This window comes from Mobiluncus curtisii ATCC 43063, from assembly GCF_000196535.1.
Lineage (GTDB): Bacteria > Actinomycetota > Actinomycetes > Actinomycetales > Actinomycetaceae > Mobiluncus > Mobiluncus curtisii.
The window spans coordinates 783,102-806,615 of sequence record NC_014246.1 but is presented as its reverse complement, the minus strand read 5'-3'; the positions used below and the strand labels follow the sequence as shown (position 1 = coordinate 806,615).

General features: G+C 54.7%; 16 protein-coding genes, 2 tRNA genes and 3 pseudogenes. 14 read left to right on the top strand and 7 right to left on the bottom strand.

Features of this window, described 5'->3' with window-relative positions; all coding sequences use genetic code 11:
• Positions 1 to 113 precede the first annotated feature (113 nt).
• From gyrB to HMPREF0573_RS03385, 4 genes are all read left to right on the top strand, one after another.
• Positions 114 to 2,174 carry a DNA topoisomerase (ATP-hydrolyzing) subunit B gene (gene gyrB / locus HMPREF0573_RS03400; RefSeq protein WP_004007808.1) on the top strand — a complete coding sequence of 687 codons (2,061 nt, stop codon included), beginning with the start codon at positions 114 to 116 and terminating at the stop codon, positions 2,172 to 2,174.
• Between the two features lie 57 nt (positions 2,175 to 2,231).
• The gene (gene gyrA / locus HMPREF0573_RS03395; protein ID WP_004007809.1) at positions 2,232 to 4,775 is read left to right on the top strand and encodes a DNA gyrase subunit A; all 2,544 of its coding nucleotides are present in this window, start codon (positions 2,232 to 2,234) and stop codon (positions 4,773 to 4,775) included.
• Between the two features lie 133 nt (positions 4,776 to 4,908).
• Complete coding sequence (locus tag HMPREF0573_RS03390; protein WP_013188897.1) at positions 4,909 to 5,682, top strand: DUF3566 domain-containing protein; 774 nt, start codon at positions 4,909 to 4,911, stop codon at positions 5,680 to 5,682.
• A 59-nt stretch (positions 5,683 to 5,741) separates the two neighbouring features.
• Positions 5,742 to 6,821 carry a glycosyltransferase family 2 protein gene (locus tag HMPREF0573_RS03385; RefSeq protein ID WP_004007811.1) on the top strand — a complete coding sequence of 360 codons (1,080 nt, stop codon included), beginning with the start codon at positions 5,742 to 5,744 and terminating at the stop codon, positions 6,819 to 6,821.
• Here the strand turns inward: HMPREF0573_RS03385 and HMPREF0573_RS03380 are convergent.
• On the bottom strand, positions 6,818 to 7,810 hold the full coding sequence (locus tag HMPREF0573_RS03380; RefSeq protein WP_013188896.1) for a DMT family transporter: 993 nt from the start codon (positions 7,808 to 7,810) through the stop codon (positions 6,818 to 6,820). The genes HMPREF0573_RS03385 and HMPREF0573_RS03380 overlap by 4 nt on opposite strands.
• 176 nt (positions 7,811 to 7,986) lie before the next feature.
• Positions 7,987 to 9,207 (bottom strand): UDP-galactopyranose mutase, encoded by a 1,221-nt coding sequence (gene glf, locus HMPREF0573_RS03375; RefSeq protein WP_013188895.1) that lies wholly within the window; start codon positions 9,205 to 9,207, stop codon positions 7,987 to 7,989.
• Positions 9,208 to 9,330: 123 nt separating this feature from the next.
• On the opposite strand from glf, the pseudogene HMPREF0573_RS03370 reads away from it, so the two are divergent.
• The 8 genes and pseudogenes from HMPREF0573_RS03370 to msrA all read left to right on the top strand — a co-directional run bounded on the left by HMPREF0573_RS03370 (position 9,331) and on the right by msrA (position 18,918).
• Positions 9,331 to 10,554: pseudogene (locus tag HMPREF0573_RS03370) on the top strand (IS3 family transposase).
• 28 nt (positions 10,555 to 10,582) lie between these two features.
• A pseudogene (locus HMPREF0573_RS10085) lies at positions 10,583 to 11,271 on the top strand (IS1634 family transposase); the annotation flags it as partial.
• Positions 11,272 to 11,712: 441 nt separating this feature from the next.
• Positions 11,713 to 12,237, top strand: coding sequence for a PadR family transcriptional regulator (locus HMPREF0573_RS03360; RefSeq protein ID WP_013188891.1), 525 nt, complete (start codon positions 11,713 to 11,715; stop codon positions 12,235 to 12,237).
• Positions 12,234 to 12,908 (top strand): ABC transporter ATP-binding protein, encoded by a 675-nt coding sequence (locus HMPREF0573_RS03355; RefSeq protein WP_004007818.1) that lies wholly within the window; start codon positions 12,234 to 12,236, stop codon positions 12,906 to 12,908. Before HMPREF0573_RS03360 ends, HMPREF0573_RS03355 begins: the two co-directional genes overlap by 4 nt.
• Positions 12,909 to 12,910: 2 nt before the next feature.
• Positions 12,911 to 15,130 carry an FtsX-like permease family protein gene (locus HMPREF0573_RS03350; RefSeq protein WP_236589737.1) on the top strand — a complete coding sequence of 740 codons (2,220 nt, stop codon included), beginning with the start codon at positions 12,911 to 12,913 and terminating at the stop codon, positions 15,128 to 15,130.
• 30 nt (positions 15,131 to 15,160) lie between these two features.
• Positions 15,161 to 16,078: a D-alanyl-D-alanine carboxypeptidase family protein gene (locus tag HMPREF0573_RS03345; protein WP_004007820.1), complete on the top strand. Its 918-nt coding sequence runs from the start codon at positions 15,161 to 15,163 to the stop codon at positions 16,076 to 16,078.
• Positions 16,079 to 16,280: 202 nt separating this feature from the next.
• Positions 16,281 to 17,636, top strand: coding sequence for an ATP-binding protein (locus HMPREF0573_RS03340; RefSeq protein WP_211577646.1), 1,356 nt, complete (start codon positions 16,281 to 16,283; stop codon positions 17,634 to 17,636).
• A gap of 676 nt (positions 17,637 to 18,312) precedes the next feature.
• Positions 18,313 to 18,918, top strand: coding sequence for a peptide-methionine (S)-S-oxide reductase MsrA (gene msrA, locus HMPREF0573_RS03330; RefSeq protein WP_013188887.1), 606 nt, complete (start codon positions 18,313 to 18,315; stop codon positions 18,916 to 18,918).
• Between the two features lie 213 nt (positions 18,919 to 19,131).
• On the opposite strand, the pseudogene HMPREF0573_RS10080 reads toward msrA, so the two are convergent.
• Positions 19,132 to 19,299, bottom strand: a pseudogene (locus HMPREF0573_RS10080) (IS1634 family transposase); the annotation flags it as partial.
• A gap of 120 nt (positions 19,300 to 19,419) precedes the next feature.
• Between HMPREF0573_RS10080 and HMPREF0573_RS03325 the strand changes: the two are divergent.
• Both HMPREF0573_RS03325 and HMPREF0573_RS03320 read left to right on the top strand, forming a co-directional pair.
• Complete coding sequence (locus tag HMPREF0573_RS03325; protein WP_004007824.1) at positions 19,420 to 19,674, top strand: helix-turn-helix domain-containing protein; 255 nt, start codon at positions 19,420 to 19,422, stop codon at positions 19,672 to 19,674.
• Positions 19,667 to 20,953, top strand: a complete 1,287-nt coding sequence (locus HMPREF0573_RS03320) for a type II toxin-antitoxin system HipA family toxin (protein WP_081458852.1) — start codon at positions 19,667 to 19,669, stop codon at positions 20,951 to 20,953. Before HMPREF0573_RS03325 ends, HMPREF0573_RS03320 begins: the two co-directional genes overlap by 8 nt.
• Before the next feature lie 134 nt (positions 20,954 to 21,087).
• On the opposite strand, the gene HMPREF0573_RS03315 is transcribed toward HMPREF0573_RS03320, so the two are convergent.
• From HMPREF0573_RS03315 to HMPREF0573_RS03300, 4 genes are all read right to left on the bottom strand, one after another.
• Complete coding sequence (locus HMPREF0573_RS03315) at positions 21,088 to 22,140, bottom strand: IS3 family transposase (protein ID WP_013188885.1); 1,053 nt, start codon at positions 22,138 to 22,140, stop codon at positions 21,088 to 21,090.
• Positions 22,141 to 22,725: 585 nt separating this feature from the next.
• Positions 22,726 to 22,801: transfer RNA gene (locus HMPREF0573_RS03310), tRNA-Ala, on the bottom strand.
• 33 nt (positions 22,802 to 22,834) lie between these two features.
• Positions 22,835 to 22,911: transfer RNA gene (locus HMPREF0573_RS03305), tRNA-Ile, on the bottom strand.
• Between the two features lie 294 nt (positions 22,912 to 23,205).
• On the bottom strand, positions 23,206 to 23,391 hold the full coding sequence (locus HMPREF0573_RS03300) for a hypothetical protein (protein ID WP_013188883.1): 186 nt from the start codon (positions 23,389 to 23,391) through the stop codon (positions 23,206 to 23,208).
• Positions 23,392 to 23,514: the final 123 nt, after the last annotated feature.

The following is a 23,514-nucleotide window of genomic DNA, read 5'->3' as shown; positions in this document are numbered from 1 at the left end:
GGCTACACGCCACAGATAACCCTCACCTGCTTTGCCATGATTTTCACATTAAGCCTGTGAAATCCGTCTTTACGTGTCTCTAAAGGGCAATAGTCAAAAAATTCGATAGGATTATGGTGGCGAAAAAGCCGAAAAAAGGAGACACAAACGTGAGCGATTTTGAAAAGCCCGAAGAGCACTACGACGCTTCTGACATTAGGGTCCTCGAAGGTCTGGAAGCAGTGCGAGTCCGACCCGGTATGTACATCGGATCCACCGGAGAACGGGGCTTACACCACTTGGTTTATGAGGTGGTAGACAACTCGGTCGATGAATCTTTGGCGGGGTACTGTGACCATATTGAGGTGACTTTACAAGCCGACGGCGGGGTGCGGGTGGCAGATAACGGCCGCGGTATTCCGGTGGCGGAACACCCCAGTGAACACCGACCGACCGTGGAAGTCGTCATGACTATTCTGCACGCGGGCGGCAAGTTCGGTGGCTCCTCCTACGCGGTGTCCGGCGGCTTGCACGGGGTCGGTATTTCGGTGGTAAACGCCCTGTCCACCAAGATTTTGACCACCGTGAAACGAGACGGTTACGAGTGGCATATCGAGTTCGGCAATGGGGGCAAAGTCATCCAGCCGCTACGCCGGGGCGAACCCACCGAGGAAACCGGTACTGTCCAGGTGTTTTATCCGGACCCCGAGATTTTTGAAACTGTTGAGTTCGACTATGAAACCCTGCGGACCCGTTTCCAACAGATGGCTTTCCTGAACAAGGGATTGCGTATCACCCTCACCGATGAGCGCCCCAATGTGACAGCGGAAGGTGATTTTGTGACCGGGGACCAAGACGGAGACGCGGATTCTCCCAAGGTCGGACGTCGCTCGGTGTCTTACTGTTACGAAAACGGTCTGCACGATTACGTGCATTTCATCAACGACACCAAGAAATCCGAGGTCGTCCACGAAGAAATCATCGACTTCGAGGCTAGCTTGGAGGATGTTGAAAACGCCATGGCGCTGGAAATCGCCCTGCAGTGGACCAGCGCCTACTCAGAGTCTATCTATACTTACGCCAACACCATCAACACGACCGAGGGAGGCACCCACGAGGAAGGGTTCCGGGCTGCCTTGACTTCGTTGATGAACAAGGTTGGACGGGAAAAAGGCTTCATTAAGGACAAAGACGAAAACCTGTCCGGTGACGATTGCCGCGAAGGCTTGACGGCAGTGATTTCCGTGAAAATCCGCAATCCTCAGTTCGAGGGTCAGACGAAAACGAAACTGGGCAACACCGAGGCTCGCACTTTCGTGCAACAGACCGTGTATTCCCAGCTGGGGGACTGGTTTGATGCCCATCCGGCGGAATGCAAAGCGATTATTGCCAAAGCCCAATCTGCCCAGCAAGCGCGTAATGCGGCTCGAAAAGCACGGGATGCGACTCGGCGTAAGACCGCTCTGGATTCTTTCTCAATGCCCGGCAAGCTGCGGGATTGTTCCAGCCGAGACGCCTCTAATTGTGAAATTTTCCTGGTCGAGGGTGACTCCGCAGGCGGTTCGGCAGTGGCTGGGCGCGACCCGGCGCACCAGGCTATCCTGCCGTTGCGCGGCAAAATCCTAAACGTGGAAAAAGCTCGCCTGGACCGGGCTTTGGACAATAAAGAAATCCAGTCTCTGATCACTGCTTTCGGCACTGGGATTGGCGAGGATTTCGACCTGTCGAAACTGCGCTACTACAAGATTGTGCTGATGGCAGATGCGGACGTGGACGGGCAGCACATCACCACCCTGCTGCTGACCCTGCTGTTCCGCTATATGCGTCCACTCATCGAAAACGGTCACGTGTTCCTGGCAACCCCGCCGCTTTACCGCCTGAAGTGGTCCAACAAACCTCACCAGTTCGTCTATTCCGACAAGGAAAAAGACAAGATGGTCAGCTTGGGTCTGGATTCTGGGGCGCGAATGCCCAAGGAAGGCGGGATTCAACGCTACAAAGGTTTGGGCGAGATGAGCGCCCAGGAACTGTGGGAGACCACGATGGATCCCAGTGCGCGACTGCTGAAACAGGTCACGATGGATGAGGCTGCCTCCGCAGACGAAGTGTTTTCGCTGCTCATGGGCGAGGACGTGAGTTCGCGGCGCGCCTTTATCCAACGTAACGCCCAAGACGTGCGCTTCTTGGATATCTAAGCGAACACTACACAAGCCCCGGTGAGACTCTCACCAAGCTATTGAAAGACAAGGGAAATGGCTGATAACCAAGACAACAATGATTCCGAAGTGGAAGAAATCATTCATTCCGATGCCCCCGTGATTACCGAGGCGGAATCCACCCGCGTCATGCAGGTGGATTTGGAAAAAGAAATGAAAAAGTCCTACATGGACTACGCCATGAGCGTGATTGTGGGTCGCGCTCTGCCCGATGTCCGTGACGGGCTGAAACCGGTACACCGCCGCGTTATCTATACCATGTATGACGGTGGCTACCGTCCGAACGGCGGATATTCCAAGTGTATGCGCGTGGTGGGCGACGTTTTGGGTCACTTTCATCCCCACGGGGATTCTTCGGTCTATGATGCACTAGCCCGGTTGGTGCAGCCTTGGTCGATGCGTTACCCCTTGGTGGCTGGTCAGGGCAACTTTGGTTCCCCCGGTAACCTCGGACCAGCGGCGCCTCGGTACACGGAATGCAAGATGGCTACCCTCGCCATGGAAATGGTGCGTGACATCGACGAGGACACCGTCGATTTCATGGATAACTATGACGGGCGCTCCCAAGAGCCGACCGTGCTGCCCAGCCGAATCCCGAACTTGCTGATTAACGGCTCCGAGGGCATCGCGGTGGGCATGGCGACCCGGATTCCGCCCCATAACCTGCGGGAAGTTGCTGACGCGGCACAATGGTATCTGCAAAACCCAGAGGCTACGCGTGAAGAACTGCTCGCAGCTTGCCTGCAGCGCATTAAAGGTCCGGATTTCCCCACCGGCGCTACGATTTTGGGTCGGCGCGGGATTGAGGAAACTTACCGCACCGGTCGTGGTTCTATCACCCAACGCGCGGTGGTCAACGTGGAGGAACTCAATGGGCGCACCTGCCTGGTGGCGACCGAACTGCCCTACCAGGTTAACCCCGATAACCTGCAGGTTAAGATTGCGCAGCTGGTCAAAGATGGTCAGCTGCAAGGGATTGCAGATATCCGTGACGAAACGTCGGATCGCGCCGGAACCCGTATTGTGGTGGTGCTGAAACGCGACGCGGTGCCGAAAGTCGTACTGAATAACCTGTACAAACGCACCCAGTTGCAAGATTCCTTCCCTGCCAACATGTTGGCGCTGGTCGACGGGGTGCCCCGGACCCTCTCTATTGACGGATTTATCCACTATTGGATTGCCCACCAGGTCGATGTCATCAAACGCCGCACCGCTTTCCGGTTGGCGAAAGCCCAGGAACGGTTGCATATTTTGCAGGGTTACCTGGCGGCCTTGGATGCGCTAGATGAGGTTATCGCGTTGATTCGTCGTTCTCCGACCGCAGAAGATGCCAGGGTCGGGTTGATGGATTTCCTGAAGGTTGACGAGGTTCAGGCTGACGCGATTTTGGCTTTGCAGCTGCGCCGTTTGGCAGCTTTGGAACGCCAAAAGATTTTGGACGAACATGCCGAATTGGAAGCGAAAGTCGCTGACTTTAAAGACATTTTGGCTCGCCCCGAACGCCAGCGGAGCATCGTGTCCGAGGAACTTGGCGAAATTACCGACAAGTGGGGCGACGAACGCAAGACCACCATCGTGCCTTTTGATGGGGAAATGTCGATGGAGGATTTGATTCCCGAAGAAGACGTGGTGGTCACCATTACTCGCGGTGGTTACGCGAAACGCACGCGGGTCGACGCCTACCGTTCCCAGCATCGTGGCGGCAAAGGCATTAAAGGTGCGTCGCTGCGCGAGGAGGATCAGGTCGAGCACTTCTTTACCACGTCGTCGCATGACTGGCTGCTGTTCTTTACGAATTTCGGGCGAGTGTATCGCGCGAAAGCGTATGAGATTCCCGAGGGAGGACGTGACTCGAAAGGTCAGCATGTGGCGAACCTGCTGGCTTTCCAGCCCGACGAGCGTATCGCCCAAGTCCTGCAGGTTTCCTCGTTTGCAGACAAGGATTACCTGGTGTTGGCGACCCGTCTGGGCTTCGTGAAAAAGACCCGGTTGACCGACTATGACACGAACCGAACGGGTGGATTGATTGCTATCAAACTGCGCGAGGACAGTGCCGGAGAGGCGGATCAGCTGGTTTCGGCGTGCTTGGCAGACGCGACCGATGACTTGATTTTGGTGTCTCGCCACGGTCAATCCTTGCGGTTTAATGCTTGTGATGAGCAGCTGCGCCCGATGGGTCGGGCGACTTCCGGCGTGACGGGGATGCGGTTCCGGGCTGATGACGAACTGTTGACCATGGATGTGGTGCGCCCCGAAGCGGATCTGTTTGTGGTGACTGAGGGCGGATACGCGAAACGCACGGCACTGTCTGAATACCGGGTGCAGGGCCGCGGTGGTCTGGGGATTAAGGTCGCGAACCTGGTGGAGGCTCGTGGCGACCTGGTCGGCGCACTGGTCACTGAGGAAGACTCAGAAGTCCTGGTCATCATGGCAGGGGGCAAAATCGTGCGTTCTCGTGTTGATGAAGTCAGCCGGACCGGACGCAACACGCAGGGCGTGATTTTCTCTCGCGCTGATGAGGGCGACAAGGTCATTGCTATCACCCTCAACGTGGATAATGACCCGCAGCTGGAGGATTAAACGGCAGGATTTCGGAGACTTTGTGCGATATATTGCAAAAGTCCTCGAAAGCGCCACCGGGAAATCGAGCAGCATGAATTGAGCCACCGGTGGCTAGGCTTTAAAATCGAGGAAACATCTGAAGGGATGGAATATGCGGATAAATGGAACACCTGACGGGAATAATCCCGCCCCCAATCCCGATGCGCCCGAGGACGGCGAGGATCCCAGCGTATCCTGGGCGAGGTTGGGTCATGCCGACCCGTATTCAGGTGCTCTGCAAGCCAGGGATAACTCGGTGAAAAAGCCGGTTCCCCCGCCTCCGATGGAACCCAGCCCCGTTGCGGATGCACGCCCGGTGGCAGCGCCACCCGTGGCTGAGGTTCAACCCGATATGGTTCCGCCGGAACCGCCCGCCCCGGCGGCGCCCGCTCCTGTCAATACCTATGCTGATGAACGAGCGGCAGCCAAGGCTGCCAAGAAAGCCGAGCGGGAAGCGGCGCGGGAAGCGCGGCGCATGGAGGCAGCAAAGCGAATGCGGGAACGCGAAGAAGCTGCCGATTTGCCTGATGTGCGTCGCGTCAAGCTCATTTTGTCCAGGGTCAATCCGCTCTCGGCGATGAAGATTGGATTTCTGGTGGCGGTAGCGATGTCCATAGTCATGCTGGTTGCGGCTATCGTGCTGTGGTTGGTGTTGGATATGCTGCACGTGTTTTCCTCCATGCAAGGGTTCTTGCAGGCGCTGTCCGCTACAGCGTTGGTTAACCTGGTTGACGCATTGACGTTTAGTCGGACGATTGCTCTGGTCGCGATTTTTGGCGTGTTGCAGATTATCATTTTGACTGTGCTGAGCTGGCTGGCAGCCGTGATTTACAACCTGATTGCCCGCATGGTGGGCGGATTGCACGTGGTCATGACGGACGATTGAGCCCTATCCACATGCCGGCAACCGATGAAATAACTACGAAAATCTAGTGAGAGAACCTGATGGCAGAAACGAATAATACCGCGCAAACCGATGACCGTACTGATGACCTGGCAGATCGTGACATTACCCTGACTTTTGTCATTCCGTGCTACAACTCCGAAGATTACATGGATGCCTGCATTTCCTCCATGATTGGGGCAGGCGAGGACACCGAAATCATTATCGTCGATGATGGCTCCAAGGATCACACCGGGGCGAAAGCTGACAAGTGGGCGCAAGCTATGCCTGATAAAGTTCGGGTCATTCACCAGGAGAACGCCGGTCACGGCGGTGCGGTGATGGCAGGTCTGCAGGCTGCTCGGGGTCACTATTTTAAGGTGGTTGACTCCGACGACTGGTTGGATCGGGTGGGGTTGAACCTGCTGATGTCCAAGCTTCGTGCATTCCTAGCACACAAAGAACGGGTTGACCTGGTTGTCTGTAATTACGTTTACGAGCACGTGTTGACAGGTTCGCGTAAAGTCATCCGCTATAACCGCGCCCTGCCGCTAAACCGGATAATTACCTGGAATCAGGTCGGAAACTTCGGGGTGGGACAAAACATCCTGATGCACTCCACGGTCTATCGCACCCAGGTGTTGCGCGAATCCGGCATGGTGATGCCCAAGCACACGTTCTATGTAGACAACATTTTTGTCTACGTTCCCCTCCCTTATGTAAAGAAACTCTACTATTTACCGGTTGACCTGTATCACTACTTTATCGGTCGCGATGACCAATCCGTGAACGAGACGGTCATGCTGGGTCGTCTCGATCAACAGATGCGCGTGACCAAGGCGCTGGTTGATGCCTACACCCTGCCAGATGACGTTCCCAACCCGCGCTTGGCAAAGTACATGGAAGGTTTCTTGGCATTGATTATCACGGCTTCATCGGCATTTTCGCTGCTGCGCGGCGATAATGAAGCGATGCGGATGCGCGAAGATATGTGGAAACACATCTATGCTAAGAGCCCGCGTATGGCACGCAACTTAAAGCGCCACCCGTTAGTTCGGGGTTCCAGTGTGAACAAAGCACCGCTGAAATGGGCTGCGGTTAAGACCTACCGTCTGGCGCAGCACCTCTACCGGTTTAACTAACTTTGAGGCATGTCTGGCGTGCTGTGCTCGTCAGGAGTATTTGCTGACTCAGAACCCTGGTTTAGATGCATCCCGGAGACAATCGGGATGTCGGCGGTATGCTCCAAGATGATAGGCTGATGGGCTTTCAAGTGCGTCAGCCCGATGATGCCGGCAATAGCCACCAGTCCGCAGATGATAATCCCCAGGGTTACTTCACCGGTGAAGTTCTTGCCTTCTCCCAGCACCGCGATACCGAAACAGACCGCCACGATGGGAGAGGTAATTGTCATCGACGCGACGACCAGTTCGGCCTGACCGGTGGCGTAGCCCTGCTGCACCATCCACCCGGCAGTCATGGAGCCGATGACCAAAACGAACAGGACTGCCCAAAACATCGGGTTATCTATCCAGTTATGCTGGCGCACAAAAATGATGAGGGTGCGCACCAGGGACGCTTCTAGACCATAAAACATAGCCCCACCGCTGCCCCAAAAAAACGAGCGCCACACGCGCGGTCCTTTTGCGCCCAACGTCCCGAAAGTACCTGCCAGAATGTAAATCGTGATGGCACCAATAAAGACCTTTATGGTGGTCAAAGGCTGATCCGGCGCGGAATAGTAAGACACTAGGAAAGTAAACATCCCGGTCGCCAGCACAGTCATCGCTACTAAAACACCCTCACGTTTGCGGATGCGTTGGCGAGTGACTCGCGCCTGCAAAATCATGGACCACGGAAAAGCCAACAGTCCCACGGGCTGCACCACCGTGACGGGAGCAAAGAACAGCGCCGTAATCTGACACCCCAGAGACACTCCCATCAGGGCTAATCCTTGCCACCAGCGCCGGTTTTTCAGGCTCGAGATGAGCTGGGCAGATTTCAGGCGACGCCGACTCTGGTTGTGTTTGACTTCACGGCGAATGGCGCTGTTTTGATAGCGGGCAGCCAGGGCGAAACAGAACGACCCAATCACCTGCAGGGTGATGGCGAGGGGGAGGTTATGTTCCAAAGCTGTCCTCTCGATAGAGGCTGACCTGCTGGTGCAGGTTAGCCGGGGTCGGGGTGCGCATATTTCGCTAGGTTCCCGAGCTGGTTGGCTGGTGCTGTTACCGGTGGCTCGAGTTTGCCTGAGTTAATGGTAACGAAATATCTGAATTTTCACCGGTTAAAGCAACACCTTCCCGGTTACTCGTCCTGCCCTGGTATAAAGGAAATAGTGGGGCGTTCCCCGCGCAAATGCGGCAATACCACCGCTTCGGCACGCGACAGGGCAGACCCAATAGCCATGTGCATATCTAGGTATTTGTAGGTGCCTAAACGTCCTCCGAACAGCACGTTTGGTTCGGCAGCTGCCAGTTCGCGGTACTTCAACAGGCGGTGGCGGTCGGTTTCCTTATTGATGGGGTAGTAGGGTTCGTCGCCACGCTGAGCAAAGCGGGAATATTCCCGGGCGATGACGGTTTGGTCCGTGGGGTAGCGGGCGGCACGTTCGGGGTGGAAGTGGCGGAATTCGTGAATGCGCGTGTAGGGCACAGCGGGGTCGCCATAATTCATCACCGGGCAGCCCTGGAAGTCCCCGGTCGGTTTCACTTCCAGTTCCAGGTCAATGGTCCGCCATCCCAGCTCGCCCTCGCTATAGGCAAAGTATTCGTCAATTGGTCCGGTGTAAACGACGGGAATGCGTCCCACGTTAGCGGATTTTGCCCAGGGGTTTTCGGGGCGTTCGTCGAAAAAGTCCACGTCCAGGTGAACCGTGATGTTTTCGTGGGTTGCCATGTTCGTCAGCCAGGCAGCGTAGCCGTCAACCGGTAAACCCTCGTAAGTGTCGTTGAAATAACGGTTGTCGTAGTTGTAGCGAACGGGCAGGCGGGAGACTATCGAGGCGGGCAGCTCGGTCGGGTCGGTCTGCCATTGTTTCGCGGTATACCCCTCGAAAAAGGCTTCGAATAGGGGCTTTCCGACCAGGGAGATGCCTTTGGTGCGGAAGTTTTCGTTGGCGTCCTCGCCTTGGATTTCTTGGGCTTGCTGGGCGATGAGTTCGCGCGCCTGGTCGGGGGTGTAGGCGGCATGGAAGAATTGGTTGATGGTGCCGAGGTTCACGGGCATGGGGAAAACCTCGCCATGGATCGTCGTGTAAACCTTGTGGATATAAGGTGTGAACGTGGTAAAGCGGTTGACGTAGTCCCACACGCGCTGGTTGGAAGTGTGGAACAGGTGAGCGCCGTACTTGTGAACTTCGATGCCGGTCTGGGGCTCGGGCTCGGACCAGGCATTGCCACCCAAGTGTGCCCGTCGGTCAATCATGACAACCTTATATCCAGCTTCTGCGGCTTCGCGGGCGATGGTGAGACCAAATAAACCGGTACCAACCACCAACAGGTCCGGCGTTTCAGGGGTTTTTGTCATGCCTTGAATCTATCAAAAAACCCCCGCAGCCTGGAACCCCTGCGTTGTGTCGTCGACGTAGCTCATCATGAGATGCCGAAGCGTCCCGGGTTTTGTTCCTAGGTTTTTTGTGAGGGTTGTTTTATGCCTTGGAAGTATTCGCGGGAGTTTAGGGATTGTGCTGTTGGGTTGGTGTTTGACCGGCTTCGGGATGATCCTGGTTCGAGAGCAGCGATTATTAGTGATACCGGGTTAAAGCTTGGTGTGAGTCGTGAATCATTGCGTCGCTGGGTTGTTCAAGCCGAGATAGACCGGGGAGAAAGACCCGGGGGTTAGTCGGGAGGAGTCTGCCGAGATAAGGCGGTTGCGTAAAGAAAACGCGGAGCTTAAACGTACTAACGAGAGTTTGAAGCTCGCATCGGCTTTTTTCGCCAAAGAACTCGACCACCCCGGGATGAAATGATTGCGTTTATTGACCAGTATCGTGATTGTTTCTCGGTCGAGCGTATTTGCCGGGTTATGAGAGAACACACGGTTGGGGGCTTTATCACTTCGCGTGGTTACCGGGCTGCAAAGACCCGAAAAGTGAGCGCTAGGCAATTGAGAGATGCCTTGTTAATCGAGGAAATCGTGAAGATTTTCGACCAGAATTACCATGTTTATGGGATTCGTAAAATCTGGCGTGCTATGCGCCGGGCGGGGTTTGCTATCGGACGGGAACAGACTGGCAGATTGATGCGTCTGGACGGGATTTGCGGGGCGCGTAGGGAACGCAGACCAGTTACTACCCGTCCTTCACCCCGCCCGGATACACGCCCGGATTTGGTTAACCGCGATTTCACTGCAGATAGACCAAACCGGCTGTGGGTCGCGGATATCACTTATGTCAGAACTGTGTCGGGTTTCGTGTACACAGCTTTTGTTACAGACGTGTATTCACGCAAGATTGTGGGCTGGGCTACCAGGTCAACTATGACCATTGAGGCGTTGCCGTTAGAGGCCTTAGAACAGGCGATAGGATGCGCTAAAGACAATCTGGCAGGACTAATCCATCACGCTGACCATGGTTCTCAATACGTAAGCATTAAATACAGTCAACGACTAACAGATGCAGGGATTAGATCATCGACCGGAACTATTGGGGATTCTTACGATAACGCGCTAGCCGAGACCGTCAACGGGCTATACAAAACCGAGTTGATTTACTCCCAGACCTGGCGCTCATGCACCGAAGTCGAATGGGCGACCCTGAACTGGGTGTACCGGTGGAATCACCAACGTCTCCACGAATCGCTAGATTATTCCACTCCCGAGGAAGTGATAACCCAATATAATCAAACCCATGCTAAACAACTAGCACCCGTATAAGAAACGGAACAAAACCCAGGACGCTTCAGAATCCCATTTCCACTGGAATGGTGACTTGCTCGCCGATGGCCAGATTATCGACACCGTGACTCCTAGGCACGCCAACATGAAAGTCAACAGCAAACTCACTAAAGCCGAGCCGGTGTGGAATCCCGCGATGGGCAAGTCTTGGCGAGTCTTGTGGTGGTACTCCGCTAAACGCGTTAAAAGAGACGCTATCACTCTGGAGGCGCAGCGCCGCCGCGCCCTAGACGCGATAGACGGGGTGAAACCCGCGCGTAAACCCCGGTTCATCAAAACCACCCGCAGTGGCTGTAGTTTCGATTCTAAGGCTTTTGAGCGCGCCCAGCGGCTAGAAGGCTTGAAAGGCTATGTCACTAACCTCCCCGCCACGCTCATGCCCGCTGGTGAAGTCATCGCCTCCTACCACGATGTGGCATGTAGAGCAATCCTTGACGCATATCCAAAACCGATTTACGTGCCCGCCCGATATTCCACCGGCAACGCGACGCTATCGACGCGCATCTGACTGTGGTCATGGCCGCCCTAGCTGTTTCCCGGTATTTGCACCAAAAGACCGGAATCACAGCGAAAAAATTCGTCCGAATCCTACGACCTATCCAGGAGTAAACCATCCTCTACCAAGGCCACGAAATCCAATCCAGCGACCCCATCACCCCACAAGCCCAAAAAATCCTAGACAAGCTGGGCCACTAAAGTTACATGATTCAGGTCCAGAGGCTCAAATCGACGCTGTCAGAAGATGCAGCCGAGCAAGCTCTGAATCCCTACTTTAGCTTGATAACAAGGGAAAACAGGCATATTTTCTCAGTCTCCACAGCCCTCACCTTTGTATTAATACCAGCAATCCCGTAACTACGCATAGGCAATATAGCACAGTCCGCCCTTTGTGGCGGGCTGTTTTTGTTGGTATTGCAACTGCCATTGACAATAGAGCTATCCCATATTTATCCCATACCTGGGAGGAAGAAATGTCGCTAAGACGGCGTAGCCGCTAGAAAATGGCTATGGCTGGCTGGTTTAGGCGAAGCGCCCGCGAACCTGGCTGGCGCCTCATGAAACCGCCTGTTGTAACCGATGCCGTAAAGCTATACACTTGGTGAATAGTTGCGGCTAGTCACTGAGTGTATAGGAGGCGTGGTGGAAACGAAATACGGTTTGTTGGGACTGTTGACGCGCGAGCCGAACTACGGCTATGAACTGAAAAAACTATACGACAACTATTTTGCTGGCGATAAGCCAATCCTGGCGGGACAGGTGTATTCCACCTTGGCGCGTTTGGCGCGGGATGCCAAGGTGATGGAAGTCGCCGACAGCGGAGCCCCAGCCGGACCCGCACGCACCCGCTATGCCGTCACTGCGGGTGGCGAAAAAGAACTGGTGGAATGGTTGCGCACGCCGCTGATTCCTTCCCCCACCCTGCAATCCGAGTTGTATCTCAAGACGGTGCTGGCCCTGTTAATCAATGGGGATGCGGCTCTGTATCTGAAAGCCCAGCGCCAAGCCCATCAGCAGCGGATGCGCGAGCTTACGGCTCGTAAACAGCATGCCAGTCTGGCCGAGAAACTTCTGTTAGACCAGGCGATTTTTCACATTGACGCGGATTTGCGTTGGATTTCCTTGACGACCTCGCGTCTGGATGCGCTAAAGGAGCAACTGTGAACCCGCCGACAACCCCGATACTTTGCGCCCGTGAGCTAAAGAAAACCTACGGGCTTACCCCGGCACTGCGTGGCGTGTCCCTGGACGTAACGCGCGGTGAAATCTTGGCAATTATGGGGCCTTCGGGCTCCGGCAAGTCCACCTTGTTACACGCCTTGGCGGGAATCGAACTGCCAGATTCGGGCTCGGTGTCCTACAATGACCGTGAGCTCACCAGCTTGAGCGATGCGCAGCGCACGGTGTTGCGCCGCACGGATTTCGGTTTCGTATTCCAGTTTTCCCAACTGGTTCCCGAGCTGACAGCGGTGGATAACATCGCAGTGCCACTGCTTTTGAACGGGGTCGCGAAGAAAACCGCGTATGCCCAGGCTCACGAATGGTTGGCGACTGTAGGCCTGGAAGATCACGCGGATTCACTTCCCGGCGAGCTTTCTGGCGGGCAAGCCCAGCGAATCGCTATCGCCCGCGCCTTGGCACCGCGCCCCGCAGTGCTGTTCGCCGATGAACCCACCGGATCCTTGGATTCCCTGAATTCTGAGACGGTGATGACCTTGCTGGTGGATTTGGTGCGCGTGCGGGGGTTGACAGTGGTACTGGTGACTCATGAACCTACCGTTGCAGCCTATGCCGACCGTGAAATAATCGTGCGTGACGGCTTGGTGGAGGTATAGCCGTGTACCTCGCCTGGATGCTCACTTGCCGTTCGTTGCGTCAGTCCAAGAGTCGCTTGGCTTTGGTCAGTGCGGCAGTGGGATTTTGTGTGTGCCTGATACTGGTGTTCGCCGCGTTTTGGGGTGCTTTTGGCTCCACGACTGCAACGCGTTGGCAGGGAGCAATCGACAACGCGGACAAATCCCAAGCGACTAATGATGCCAAAGCTGGTGCCACAGATGCAGTGTTGATTAGCCTGGTTGACAACCCCTTCTTCGTTGTGGACGGTAAACAAATCCACGCGGCCTATGTGGACACTTCAGCAACCCAGCACGCGCCCGATTTGTTCGGGGTAAAGTGGCCTCAACCGGGGGAATACCTGATGTCGCTGGGCGTGCAAAGCCTGGTGGCCACGCACCCGGAAGCGGAGATTACCACCCGCTTCGGGCACGTCAACAAAGGATTGCTACCGTATCAGTTGACCAGTGGCCCGGATGACTTGCTGGTGTTTATCGGCAAGAATCTCGCTGGGGATAAAACCGCCGTGCACGTGGCAGACTTTGACACCCCGCAGCCGCCGGCCGGAAACAGCGCAGTGAACCAGGCCGTCTTGTCGATTGGCCTGGTGGTATTGCTGTTCCCGGTTTTGCTGCTGATTGCAATTTCTGCCGCCCTGGGCAGCGTCCAGCGGGAACAGCGCTATGCGGCTTTGCGCCTGGTGGGTGCTACGCGCCACCAGATTCTCCAGATTCTTGTGGCCGAAGCCCTGTTGGGGGCGGTACTGGGCTTTCTGCTTGGCTTGGGCGTGTTTAGCGCAATCCGGCCGTGGCTGGGAGCTGTTTCGCTGGCTGGCAGGCGCCTGTGGCTGTCTGACTTGACGGTCGCGCCTTGGCAGTGTGCGCTGGTTTTTGTGGCGACTATCATCATCACGGTTCTGGCTACTTCGCAGGGGATGCGCGGGGTAGTCGCCACGCCCCTGGGGGTGGTGCGCCACCAGCGTGTAACCAGAAAAATCGTGACCCGAAAAACCGGTGTGGTGCGCATCCTGGTGATGGCGGTGGCTATCGGCCTGGCTATCTATCTGGTGGTCAGCGTGAAACCGAACCGGGGGACACGCCTTGACGCCTATTGGCTGCTGGCTGATGTGGTTTTAATGATGATTGCTCTGATTTTGGTAAGTCCGCTGGTAATCCAGCTGTTGGCTTGGGTGGTTGCAAAACATTGCCGGCGGGCGCCGGAACTGATTAGTACGCGCTATGTGGCAGCCCATTCCCGCCAGATTTCACGTTCGGTTTCCGGCGTGATTCTGGCCTTGTTCGCGGGCACGTTCTTCCTGACCGCCACCTCCCAAACCGGAAAGGTCTTGGATGCCATCGCTCACGAACACACCCCGCTGAAACAAGGCGCGGTAGCCATATCCGAGATTCCAGACCAATCCGCAGCCGTCCACCTGGCCGCGCAACTGCAAGCCCAATCCTACGTGGCTCAAGCCCAAGCCGTGCCTTTCGTAGGGGGAACCTGGAGTCTGGTGCCGTGTACGACTGCGAGCGCCTACGTTGCTACGCCTTGCAAATCCGGGTTACTGGGCGTCAACTTATGGGCACGTGCCGGCGAGGCCTCTCGGCTCATCCCCGCGAAAAACCGCGCGGATTTTGACACGTTGGTGAAACGCTACTACGTGCCCGAAACCAGGCATGATGCCTACACTGTGCTGGTCAGCCTACGCGACTCACGTGCCCTGGAACGCCTGCGTACCCTACTGGCCACCACGGACTTTATGCCGGAATTCTCCATGCCACTCATGAACGTGGCGACAGAAGTGAACGTCACCACGGACGTGGGGCTCATCAGTCTTATGACAACACTGGTGTGGATCGGCATGGGGCTGACGCTGCTGATTGCGGTGATTTCGATGCTGGTTTCCACCTATGCGGGACTGCTGGAGCGGCATCGCTCCCTGTTGACACTGCGGCTTTGCGGGATGAAAGTAAGCCAACTAGCCCGCATGATGCTGGTGGAGGCCATCGCGCCGCTGGGAGCAATCGCGCTGCTTTCTGCCAGTCTGGGTTTCGGCCTGGGATGGATGATGATGCACATCTTTTCGGTCAGGCTCGAAGCGAGCTTCACTCCCGCTATTTTCCTGGCGCTGTTGGTGGCGCTGATTCTGGCTGGTTTGGCCATGCTCCTGTTGGTGCCAGCCCTGCGTCGCAGCAGCGAACCGGTCAACAATCGCAGTGAATAGAACTTGAATAGAACAAAAGAAGGTGTTTTGATGAAGGGCAGACGCAAAAAGATGACCGCAGTGTTCGCGGTGGTTGTGATTGCCATTTTTGCCTGGGTGGTCGCTACGCCAGCGGGGCGGGGCGTAATCCGGGTCTGGATATACCCCAAACCGACAACCGTGGGGATTGACGGTACGCCTTATACTGGGAAAGGCTATGTTGTTATCGACGAGGCCTCGCAGCAGCGAATCGCGGCGGCCGGGGAAAACACTGAAATCACGCCGGCCAGCCTGGCAAAGCTGTTTGTGGCGGAATATGCCCTGGCTGTCGCCGACCCGAACGATGAAGTGTCCGTCAGCCGCGAAGCCCTGACGAAAGCGAAACCGGGATCCTCGCTCGCCGGGATTGTTCCCGGAACCTACCGGCTACAAGATCTGCTAGCTGCGATGTTGGTACCTTCCGGCAATGACGCGGCTTATGCCGTGGCGGAGTTTTGCGGCGGGAAAACGCATCCGGGAACCGCCGGGACAGACCAGCGGATTGACCTGTTTATGACTGATTTGGCTGAATACCTGAAAAAACAGGGCTGGTCGCATACCCGGATTAATGACCCCAGTGGCTATGACCCCAGGGCGGTGAGTACGCCAAGTGAGATCGCGGCAGTAAGCGAAAAACTCCTTTCACGCCAGTGGATTCGCGACATCGTCAAGTCGCAGCGCTATGCAATCGCCCCGCTATCAGGCCAGCACCTCATGATGGTGAACACCAACCAAATGCTCAACCCGGAAAGCATCTATTACATCCCGGAAGTCGCCGGCCTCAAAACCGGGTCTTTGGGGAAAATCCACAATCTTGCCATCCTGTATGCCAAGAGTGGCCACGATTACCTGATTGTCAGCCTGGGATCCACCAGCAAGGCCAGCCGCTATGACGATCTGAACAATTTGATTAGCAAAATCGGCCAGTAACTCTGTCCTTCATTCGGATCCATGGTTTGCTGGCAGAAATGAGTGAAAAAACTGTGTTTTGCGAGGAATTTTCCGCGCAAACCCAAAGAATCTGGCGTTTCCCGCCACGGTGCCGACACCGGAGTCAGGCTGAAATCTGAAAAGTGTCGGTATTGCCAGGTTTGAAATCCTGAAAAGTGTAAAATAATGCCGTATTGAAATCTTGAAAAGTGTTAGGTGGGTGGTGTGTGTGCTGGTCAGGCGGGTTTTAGCGGCTTTTCATGAGTGGCTAGCGGATGATGGCGGCAAAGCCCTGCTGGTGACTGGTTCCCGTCAGGTGGGAAAGTCTTTCCTGATAAACACCTTTGCGCGGGATAATTTCTCGCGAGTGGTGGCTTTTGACCTGCTGGAACAGCCCGATGCGCGAGATTCTTTCAACCAAGCCACTAATGCCGCAGACTTAATGTTGCGTGTCTCGCTGGCTAGTGATGTGGAACTGGTGCCGGGGCAGACAGTGGTGATTTTTGATGAAGTCCAGGAATGTCCCGCTGTGGTCAGTTTTATTAAATTCCTGGTGCAAAAATATGACTATCGCTTTATTCTTTCCGGGTCGCTGTTGGGGACACGTTTGCGCGCTATTCCCTCTTTGCCTATTGGTTATGTGACAGAGCTTAAGATGTATCCCCTGGATTTTCAGGAGTTCTGCCAGGCGTGCGGTGTGTCCGCTGAATTCTTTGATGTTTTGCAACAGTGTCTGGATGACTTGCGCCCGGTTCCGGATTTTATCTACGACCGCTTCATTGATTTGTGGCATCGTTATCTGCTGGTGGGGGGAATGCCCGACGCGGTGGCGCATTTTGTGGAAACTGGGGACATGGATGTGGTGCGCCGGATTCAAGGAAATATTCGCCAACTTTACGCCCAGGACATTGTGAAATATGCGCCTGATGAGCTGCGCCTAATCCTGGCCGATATTTTCCAGTTGATTCCCGCCCAGTTGAGCCGGCAAAACCGTCGATTCCAAATCAGTGACTTGCGGGATGTGAAGCGCTTTACCCAGGTTGACCAGCATTTTCTGTGGTTGGAAGCGGCGGGGGTGGCTTTGCCGACCTACAATGTTTCCGCCCCGATTTTCCCACTGCTGGCGGGGGTGAAACGCAACCTGTTTAAACTGTATAGCTCTGATGTGGGACTGTTGAACTCTGCGTTCCCGAAAACCATGCTGTCTGGCATTCTTCAACCGAACACGGCGATTAATCTGGGTGGAATTTACGAAAACGCGGTGGCTCAGGAGCTGCACAGCAAGGGCTATGCGTTGCGCTACTTCAGTTCCAAGAAAATCGGGGAACTCGATTTTCTGCTAGAGGATGCCTCCGGTCAGATTACCGCCTTGGAAGTGAAATCCGGGGTCTCGTATCGGACTCATGCCGCCTTGGACAAGGCGCTGGCGGAACCGAAGTATACGATTGACCGCGCTTTTGTCTTGGCGGAAACCGGCCGGGGGGCGCGCCCAAACATAGAAACCCAAGGCCAGGTGACCTATCTGCCGATATTCTTCGCGGCGCTACTGGGTTCATGAGGTGCCAGCCGGGGTGTGTCCTTCCTTTCTGGAAGTTTTTCTTTACACCCACAGCCCTAAAGGAAGTCGCACTCCCAAATTGAACACAGGGTCTATCAAATGAAAGTAAAATTTTTCCCCAAGACTCTCATCATGGACACATAAGCACCTTATTGAGAAACCTTGATAACGAGATAGGCCCCTGACCTGCTGCGGCGCGCGGGCGTAGCCCGCACATCGACGCAGTTGCAGCGTGAAGGCGTTAAGAAACGGCCACGATTGGCCGTTTTAGCCGTAACTCCCTTGAATAGCGAGGTCGCTGTAGCAAAGCCCTTATATGTCCATCGAGGTAAACACGGACACATTTAGCGGTTTTCCCCAGTCTACAAACTCCCAAAAAACGCCCTGAACTGCGCAAACCGAAAACTTACCAGTCGAAAAGTGTCCGCCATTGACACGAAACGCCCGGAATCCCGGCAAGCACCTCATGAACCCCGGCGATTTCTCGCTGACCCCAGCGAGGGTACCTGGCAGAAGTGAGCGAAAAAACTGCGTTATGCGGGGATTTTTCCTCGTAAACCCAAAATATTCACCGTTTTCTGCCAGGGTGTCTGCTGCGGTGTCGGCCACGGTGTCGGACTCTGCGCCGACCGCATATCTCGTGACGGACTCGGAGGTGTGTGGCAAACTGTAACACATGATGGTACCTCATGAAACGAAGCAAGAAACCACTCACCCCGTCCTCCACACCTCGATAACCGGACCGTGGCCGGAACCGCACGAAGTAATCTATTTCGCGATGGGCTGCTTCTGGGGCGTGGAGCGGATTTTTTGGTCCCAGCCGGGGGTAATCAACACGGCTGTGGGCTACATGGCGGGACAGCAGCCCACGCCCAGTTACGAGGAAGTCTGCACCGGGATCACCGGGCATGCGGAAACCGTGCGGGTCGTATTCGACCCCACCGCGACCACCGCCGGGGAACTGTTGAAAGTGTTTTGGGAAAATCACGACCCGACCCAGGGTGACCGGCAGGGTAACGACCGGGGCAGTCAGTACCGTTCGCTGGTTATCTGTACCACGCCGGAACAGCGTGAACTGGCTGAAGTGTCGCGACGCAATTTCGGGGCGACCTTGGCCGGCGCGGGGCGCGGGGCGATTACCACCGAGATCCTGGATGCCGATGCGGTCGGGCAGTTCTGGCTGACCGAGGACTACCACCAGGCGTACCTGTTCCACCACCCGCACGGATATTGCAACCATGGTTTCAAGGGATTCGTCTGCGAGGTGCCGGTGCGGTTGTAGTTGTTGGTGCGTGGAGCATCGGTCGGTATGGTTGGTTTCATGAGGTGCCAGCCGGAGTGTGGGATTGTCCGCGAGTTGTAGACCAGTTCAAGAACTTTTAGATGATTTTCTACACGTTTTCGAGTTTTTGCTAGCTAATCTTTTTGCGTAGCCGAGCTCCTCTGCTGGTATTGGTCACATTCAGTTTGTATCTATCACCTGAGTTGCACAAGTTTAGTGACCCAGTTTGTTTAGGATTTTCTGGGTTTGGGGGTTGATCTTGGATTGGGCTGTGATTTGTTGGCCTCCGGGCAGGCTTATGGTGACTTCACGTAAAGGCCGTAGCATCCGGACGAGTTTTTTGGTTGTTACCCCGGTTTTTTGATACAGATAGCGGGATATTGGTGACGTATCCTTTCAGCCCTTGGATTCGAGCTAAATCCCTGCTACCTGCTGATGTAAAACCGGAGGTTCCTGGGTGGTTTATTGCGTCTTTGTGTATCGATAACGTATCATGAAGATATGAAGTCGGTTATTACTCGAGTGGTTGCTAGTGATACGGCAAAATTCGCGCAGCTAGTAAGATTTCACCGTCAGGCTTTCGGGTTAACCCAGCAGCGGTTGGCGGATATGGCGGGGGTGACTCGTCCAGCTATCACGCGGCTAGAATCCGGGGCGCCCTCGGTGCGTTTAGATACAGCTTTGAAAGTACTTGATGCGCTCGGGGTGGAAGATCTTACCTATTACACGAGCGAAGATGCGGATAGCGATGCTTAGGAAACTAGACGCATACCTGTTTGGGCATAGGGTGGGCAGGTTTAAATCTCATGCCGACCGCACTATAGCGTTCACCTACGATGAATCCTGGGATGGGCAGGATATTTCCCTGGGTTTGCCTCGTCAACACCCGGAATATGACGCTAGGCCATTTCTGGAAGGCTTGCTTCCTGAGAACAATATGACCAGGGCTATCTGGGAGAGGGAATATCGTATCCCCGGTGGGAATGTTCTCGGAATGCTGGCGGTTATGGGTAAAGACGCGCCTGGGGCTATCCAGTTCACACCTCCAGGCCGTCCGCTTGCACAGAATCTGCCTGACCGGGCTGTGCCACTATCCGGGCGCCAACTAGAAGATTTAATGCGCAATGTGTCATGCGAGGAGGGTGTGTGGGGTGCCTCAGCGGGACAGGATGAGGATGCCCCCGGTAAGTTTTCTCTTGCCGGTCAGCAGCGCAAGACCGCGTTGTATCGTGCTCCTGATGGGCGGTGGTGTCTGCCGCAGGGGTGTTTTCCTTCCACGCATATTATTAAACCTCAGATTTCCAGTGATTTTGCCTATTCTGATGTGAATGAGGCGGTGTGTCTGTCGGCGATGCGTAGGCTTGGTGTCAAGGCTAGCGTGGAGACGATTGAGATGGTGGGTGGGGTGCGGGCTAGTGTTATCGAACGCTACGACCGTGCGGTTACTTCTGATGGTGGGGTAGAACGGTTTCACCAGGAGGATTTTTGCCAGATTCTGCGCTGTATGCCCGCATATAAATATGAGCAAAATGGGGGGCCAACTGCTGTTGCTATTGCCCGGACCATACGTAAATATGCGAGTGTGCAAGACATGTTGGAGTTTGTAAAACAGCTGGCTTTCAACATTGCGGTGGCGGGCACTGATGCTCATGGTAAAAACTTTTCGATGCTCGAAACTGTAAAGGGGTGTTCGCTTGCTCCCGCTTATGATGTGGCCTCGTACCTGTACAAGGTTGACCCCGAGAGGAGCGAGCGTTTGTCCTCGTCGATGCAGATAGGCGGAGAATATCGTTTCGTGGCTATCCGGGAGCCACAGTGGGTGGATTTCGCGTCTGACGCCGGGCTGGATGCGGATACAGTGTTAGGGATTGTGTCGTATGTAGATCAGAATGCAGCGGATGCGGTTTCTGAGGCTCTAAAGGAATTCGGACAGTTCGCGGCGGGGACACCGGTAGCCGATTTGGCGAGCCGAGTTAACGCGTTTCGCGTGAGTCGCGCGACAGCGAGGCAAAAACCCTTTCGCGCCCAAAATTAAGCGGGCACTCACGCTGTCCAGTGTTAACATCGACGCGCCCACTCCAGCTACCCGGCGGCTCGTAATTTCGGGTCGCGGCGCAGGTAATCCGGGTTAAAGGACAAATGGGGGTGCGGATTGTTTTTTGGACAGTTTTAGACTACCGGCTGGTAGTGGTTTCTGTATTGTTTTATGGTTATTCCGCCGAGGGTGAGTTTGATGCGGTGGTTGTTGTAGAAGTGAATGTAGCGTGTAATGGCTGTTTCAAGCTCGTTGGCACTTGTCCATTTGTATCCGTAATACATTTCGTTTTTCATTCGCCCGAAGAGGTCTTCACATGCAGCATTATCGGGTGAGCATCCTTTTTTAGACATTGATTGGGTGATGTGGTGACATCGTAAAAACGCTGCGAAATCTCCGCCCCGGTAGTGTGATCCGCGATCAGAGTGAATTATCAACAAATTATCGCTAATGGGTTCTTCAAGAGCCATGTTCATTGAAGCCATTACTATCTCATTACTGGGATGGCGCCCGGTAGCCCACCCGACTACTTTGCCGTCAAAACAGTCGATAATAGCCGAAAGATACAGTTTCGATTCCGCCGTGATGAACTCGGTTATATCTGTAAGCCATAGCTTGCCAGGGGCATTGGCGTGAAAGTTACGCTTTACAAGATTTTCAGGAGCAGGCGCTATCTCACCGTTATAGCTAGAGTAACGCCGTTTCCGACGCGGATAACGCACAAGGATTTTATCTTCGCTAATAATCTTGCGCACCACTTTCTCGCTGACTCGTATTCCACGAGCACGCAATACACACCAGTTACGACGATACCCATAGGTGTAGAAAGACTCAGCAGAAATAGCGGCAATATCTTTACGTAACTGACAATACTTATCCCGGCGAACCATTGCGTGAAGCTGGTAGTAAAAACTCGAGGACGACAACCCCACAACATCAAGGAGCATTCCCAACGGATATGTACCTCTAAGAGCGTCCACTACCTGCGCTTTGTGACGATTCGTCAAAGCTCCGGGCAGGACGCTGACGTCTTTTTTTATTAACTCCAGTTCCTGATCCATCACCGCCTTTTCCACGATTAGCTTGGCTGCTAAGCGTTTCAACTCTTGCGGATCATCAGGCAAAGACGCCTCTAGTGACTTAACGGTAGGTAACTTAGCTGCTTGCCCTCGTTCCTTCCTACTCATTAATCCCCACTCTCCTTCCTGCCGGTATCGCTCCACCCAACTGTATACACTAATCGGGCTACGCAAACCCAGCTACGAAGCGATTTGCCTAGGACGCGCACCCTTGCTAAACATCTCAACCGCGCTAAGCTTTGTCTTAAAAGGATAATGAGTAAGTCTTTGAGCCCGCTTAGGCTTAGAAACCGGCTTTCCCGCCTCCCGAATCCATTTATGCAACGTCCAACGCCCAGGATAACCCAGCAACAAAATCGTTTTAGTTACCGACCCCGTACGCCTATACACCTTCAACGCCTCACGACGCTGCTCCCGAGAATACGAAACATTCATAAAACACTCTCCAACAATCCGTCCGCACCCCCATTTGTCCTTTACCCCAACCTTTTAGCGTCAGCGAGACCTTTTAGTGCCTCAGGCCAAGTGTGCGCCCGACCGCTAGGAATAGCGTTAAGTGCGCCGCGTTAGCGGTTCCTGTATAGGCAAGCAAGTGAGTGAGCGGAATCTAGAAACTTGCACTGGCAAGCGAATACCCCGCGCCCAGTAGTATAAAAATAGGACGCTCACTTTGTATCGAAATGAGCGTCCTAATGGTGGAGCTAGGGGGACTCGAACCCCCGACCCTCTGCTTGCAAAGCAGATGCGCTACCAGCTGCGCTATAGCCCCGTTTTGTATGAAAAAACCCCGAAATTTCGGGGCTGGTGGGCCTAGCTGGGCTCGAACCAGCGACCTCAGTCTTATCAGGACTGCGCTCTAACCAACTGAGCTATAGGCCCTTTGGGCACCAAAAGATACTACCTGAACCGGTTATCGTGCGCAAATTCGCGGGGTCACGAGGGTGGCAAGTATCCACTGGCGTGAGCAACGGCGTGATTGAAAGGACTCTCTATAGCGGCGTTTGCTTTGCGGGTCAACACAATCTGCAAGCTCCCAACTTGGTTACAGACGAGCCGACAGCGCCAAAATGCCGTTTAAACCCATGAAATGCCCTTTAACCCTGAAATACAAAAGCGGAGTAAAAGAATAGACCCACCGCATTGCGGCGGGTCAAGAGGCTTTCGCGTACCGTGTTAGTCGGCGCTGACCTCAACCAGAACCTGTTCGTAGCTACCGTAAGAAATCTCTACGGGCTGCACTTGCGTACTTCCGTTCAGGTTGGCTTCTCGGTCGGCAGCCTGCGCAGGCAACAGGGTGCTCAAAGCCACCAGCATGGCGAGCGCTACCGCGGTCATCACGCCTTTCTTTTGCATCTGCATGGTTCCTCCCAGTTTTTATAGTTCACGGGTTCTCATCACGGAAAATTCCACCGTCGACCCTCGTTACACTGATAACTATACCTCATCTTCAGGAAATCACAAGTTCTTTTTATAAGTTCTTTC

Excerpts from the sequence above, each read along its gene's own strand:
- gyrB (WP_004007808.1), top strand. The coding sequence starts at position 114 with ATGGTGGCGAAAAAGCCGAAAAAAGGAGACACAAACGTGAGCGATTTT.
- gyrA (WP_004007809.1), top strand. The coding sequence starts at position 2,232 with ATGGCTGATAACCAAGACAACAATGATTCCGAAGTGGAAGAAATCATT.
- HMPREF0573_RS03390 (WP_013188897.1), top strand. The coding sequence starts at position 4,909 with ATGCGGATAAATGGAACACCTGACGGGAATAATCCCGCCCCCAATCCC.
- HMPREF0573_RS03385 (WP_004007811.1), top strand. The coding sequence starts at position 5,742 with ATGGCAGAAACGAATAATACCGCGCAAACCGATGACCGTACTGATGAC.
- glf (WP_013188895.1), bottom strand. The coding sequence starts at position 9,207 with ATGACAAAAACCCCTGAAACGCCGGACCTGTTGGTGGTTGGTACCGGT.
- HMPREF0573_RS03345 (WP_004007820.1), top strand. The coding sequence starts at position 15,161 with ATGAAGGGCAGACGCAAAAAGATGACCGCAGTGTTCGCGGTGGTTGTG.
- msrA (WP_013188887.1), top strand. The coding sequence starts at position 18,313 with ATGATGGTACCTCATGAAACGAAGCAAGAAACCACTCACCCCGTCCTC.
- HMPREF0573_RS03325 (WP_004007824.1), top strand. The coding sequence starts at position 19,420 with ATGAAGTCGGTTATTACTCGAGTGGTTGCTAGTGATACGGCAAAATTC.
- HMPREF0573_RS03320 (WP_081458852.1), top strand. The coding sequence starts at position 19,667 with ATGCTTAGGAAACTAGACGCATACCTGTTTGGGCATAGGGTGGGCAGG.
- HMPREF0573_RS03315 (WP_013188885.1), bottom strand. The coding sequence starts at position 22,140 with ATGAGTAGGAAGGAACGAGGGCAAGCAGCTAAGTTACCTACCGTTAAG.
- HMPREF0573_RS03300 (WP_013188883.1), bottom strand. The coding sequence starts at position 23,391 with ATGCAGATGCAAAAGAAAGGCGTGATGACCGCGGTAGCGCTCGCCATG.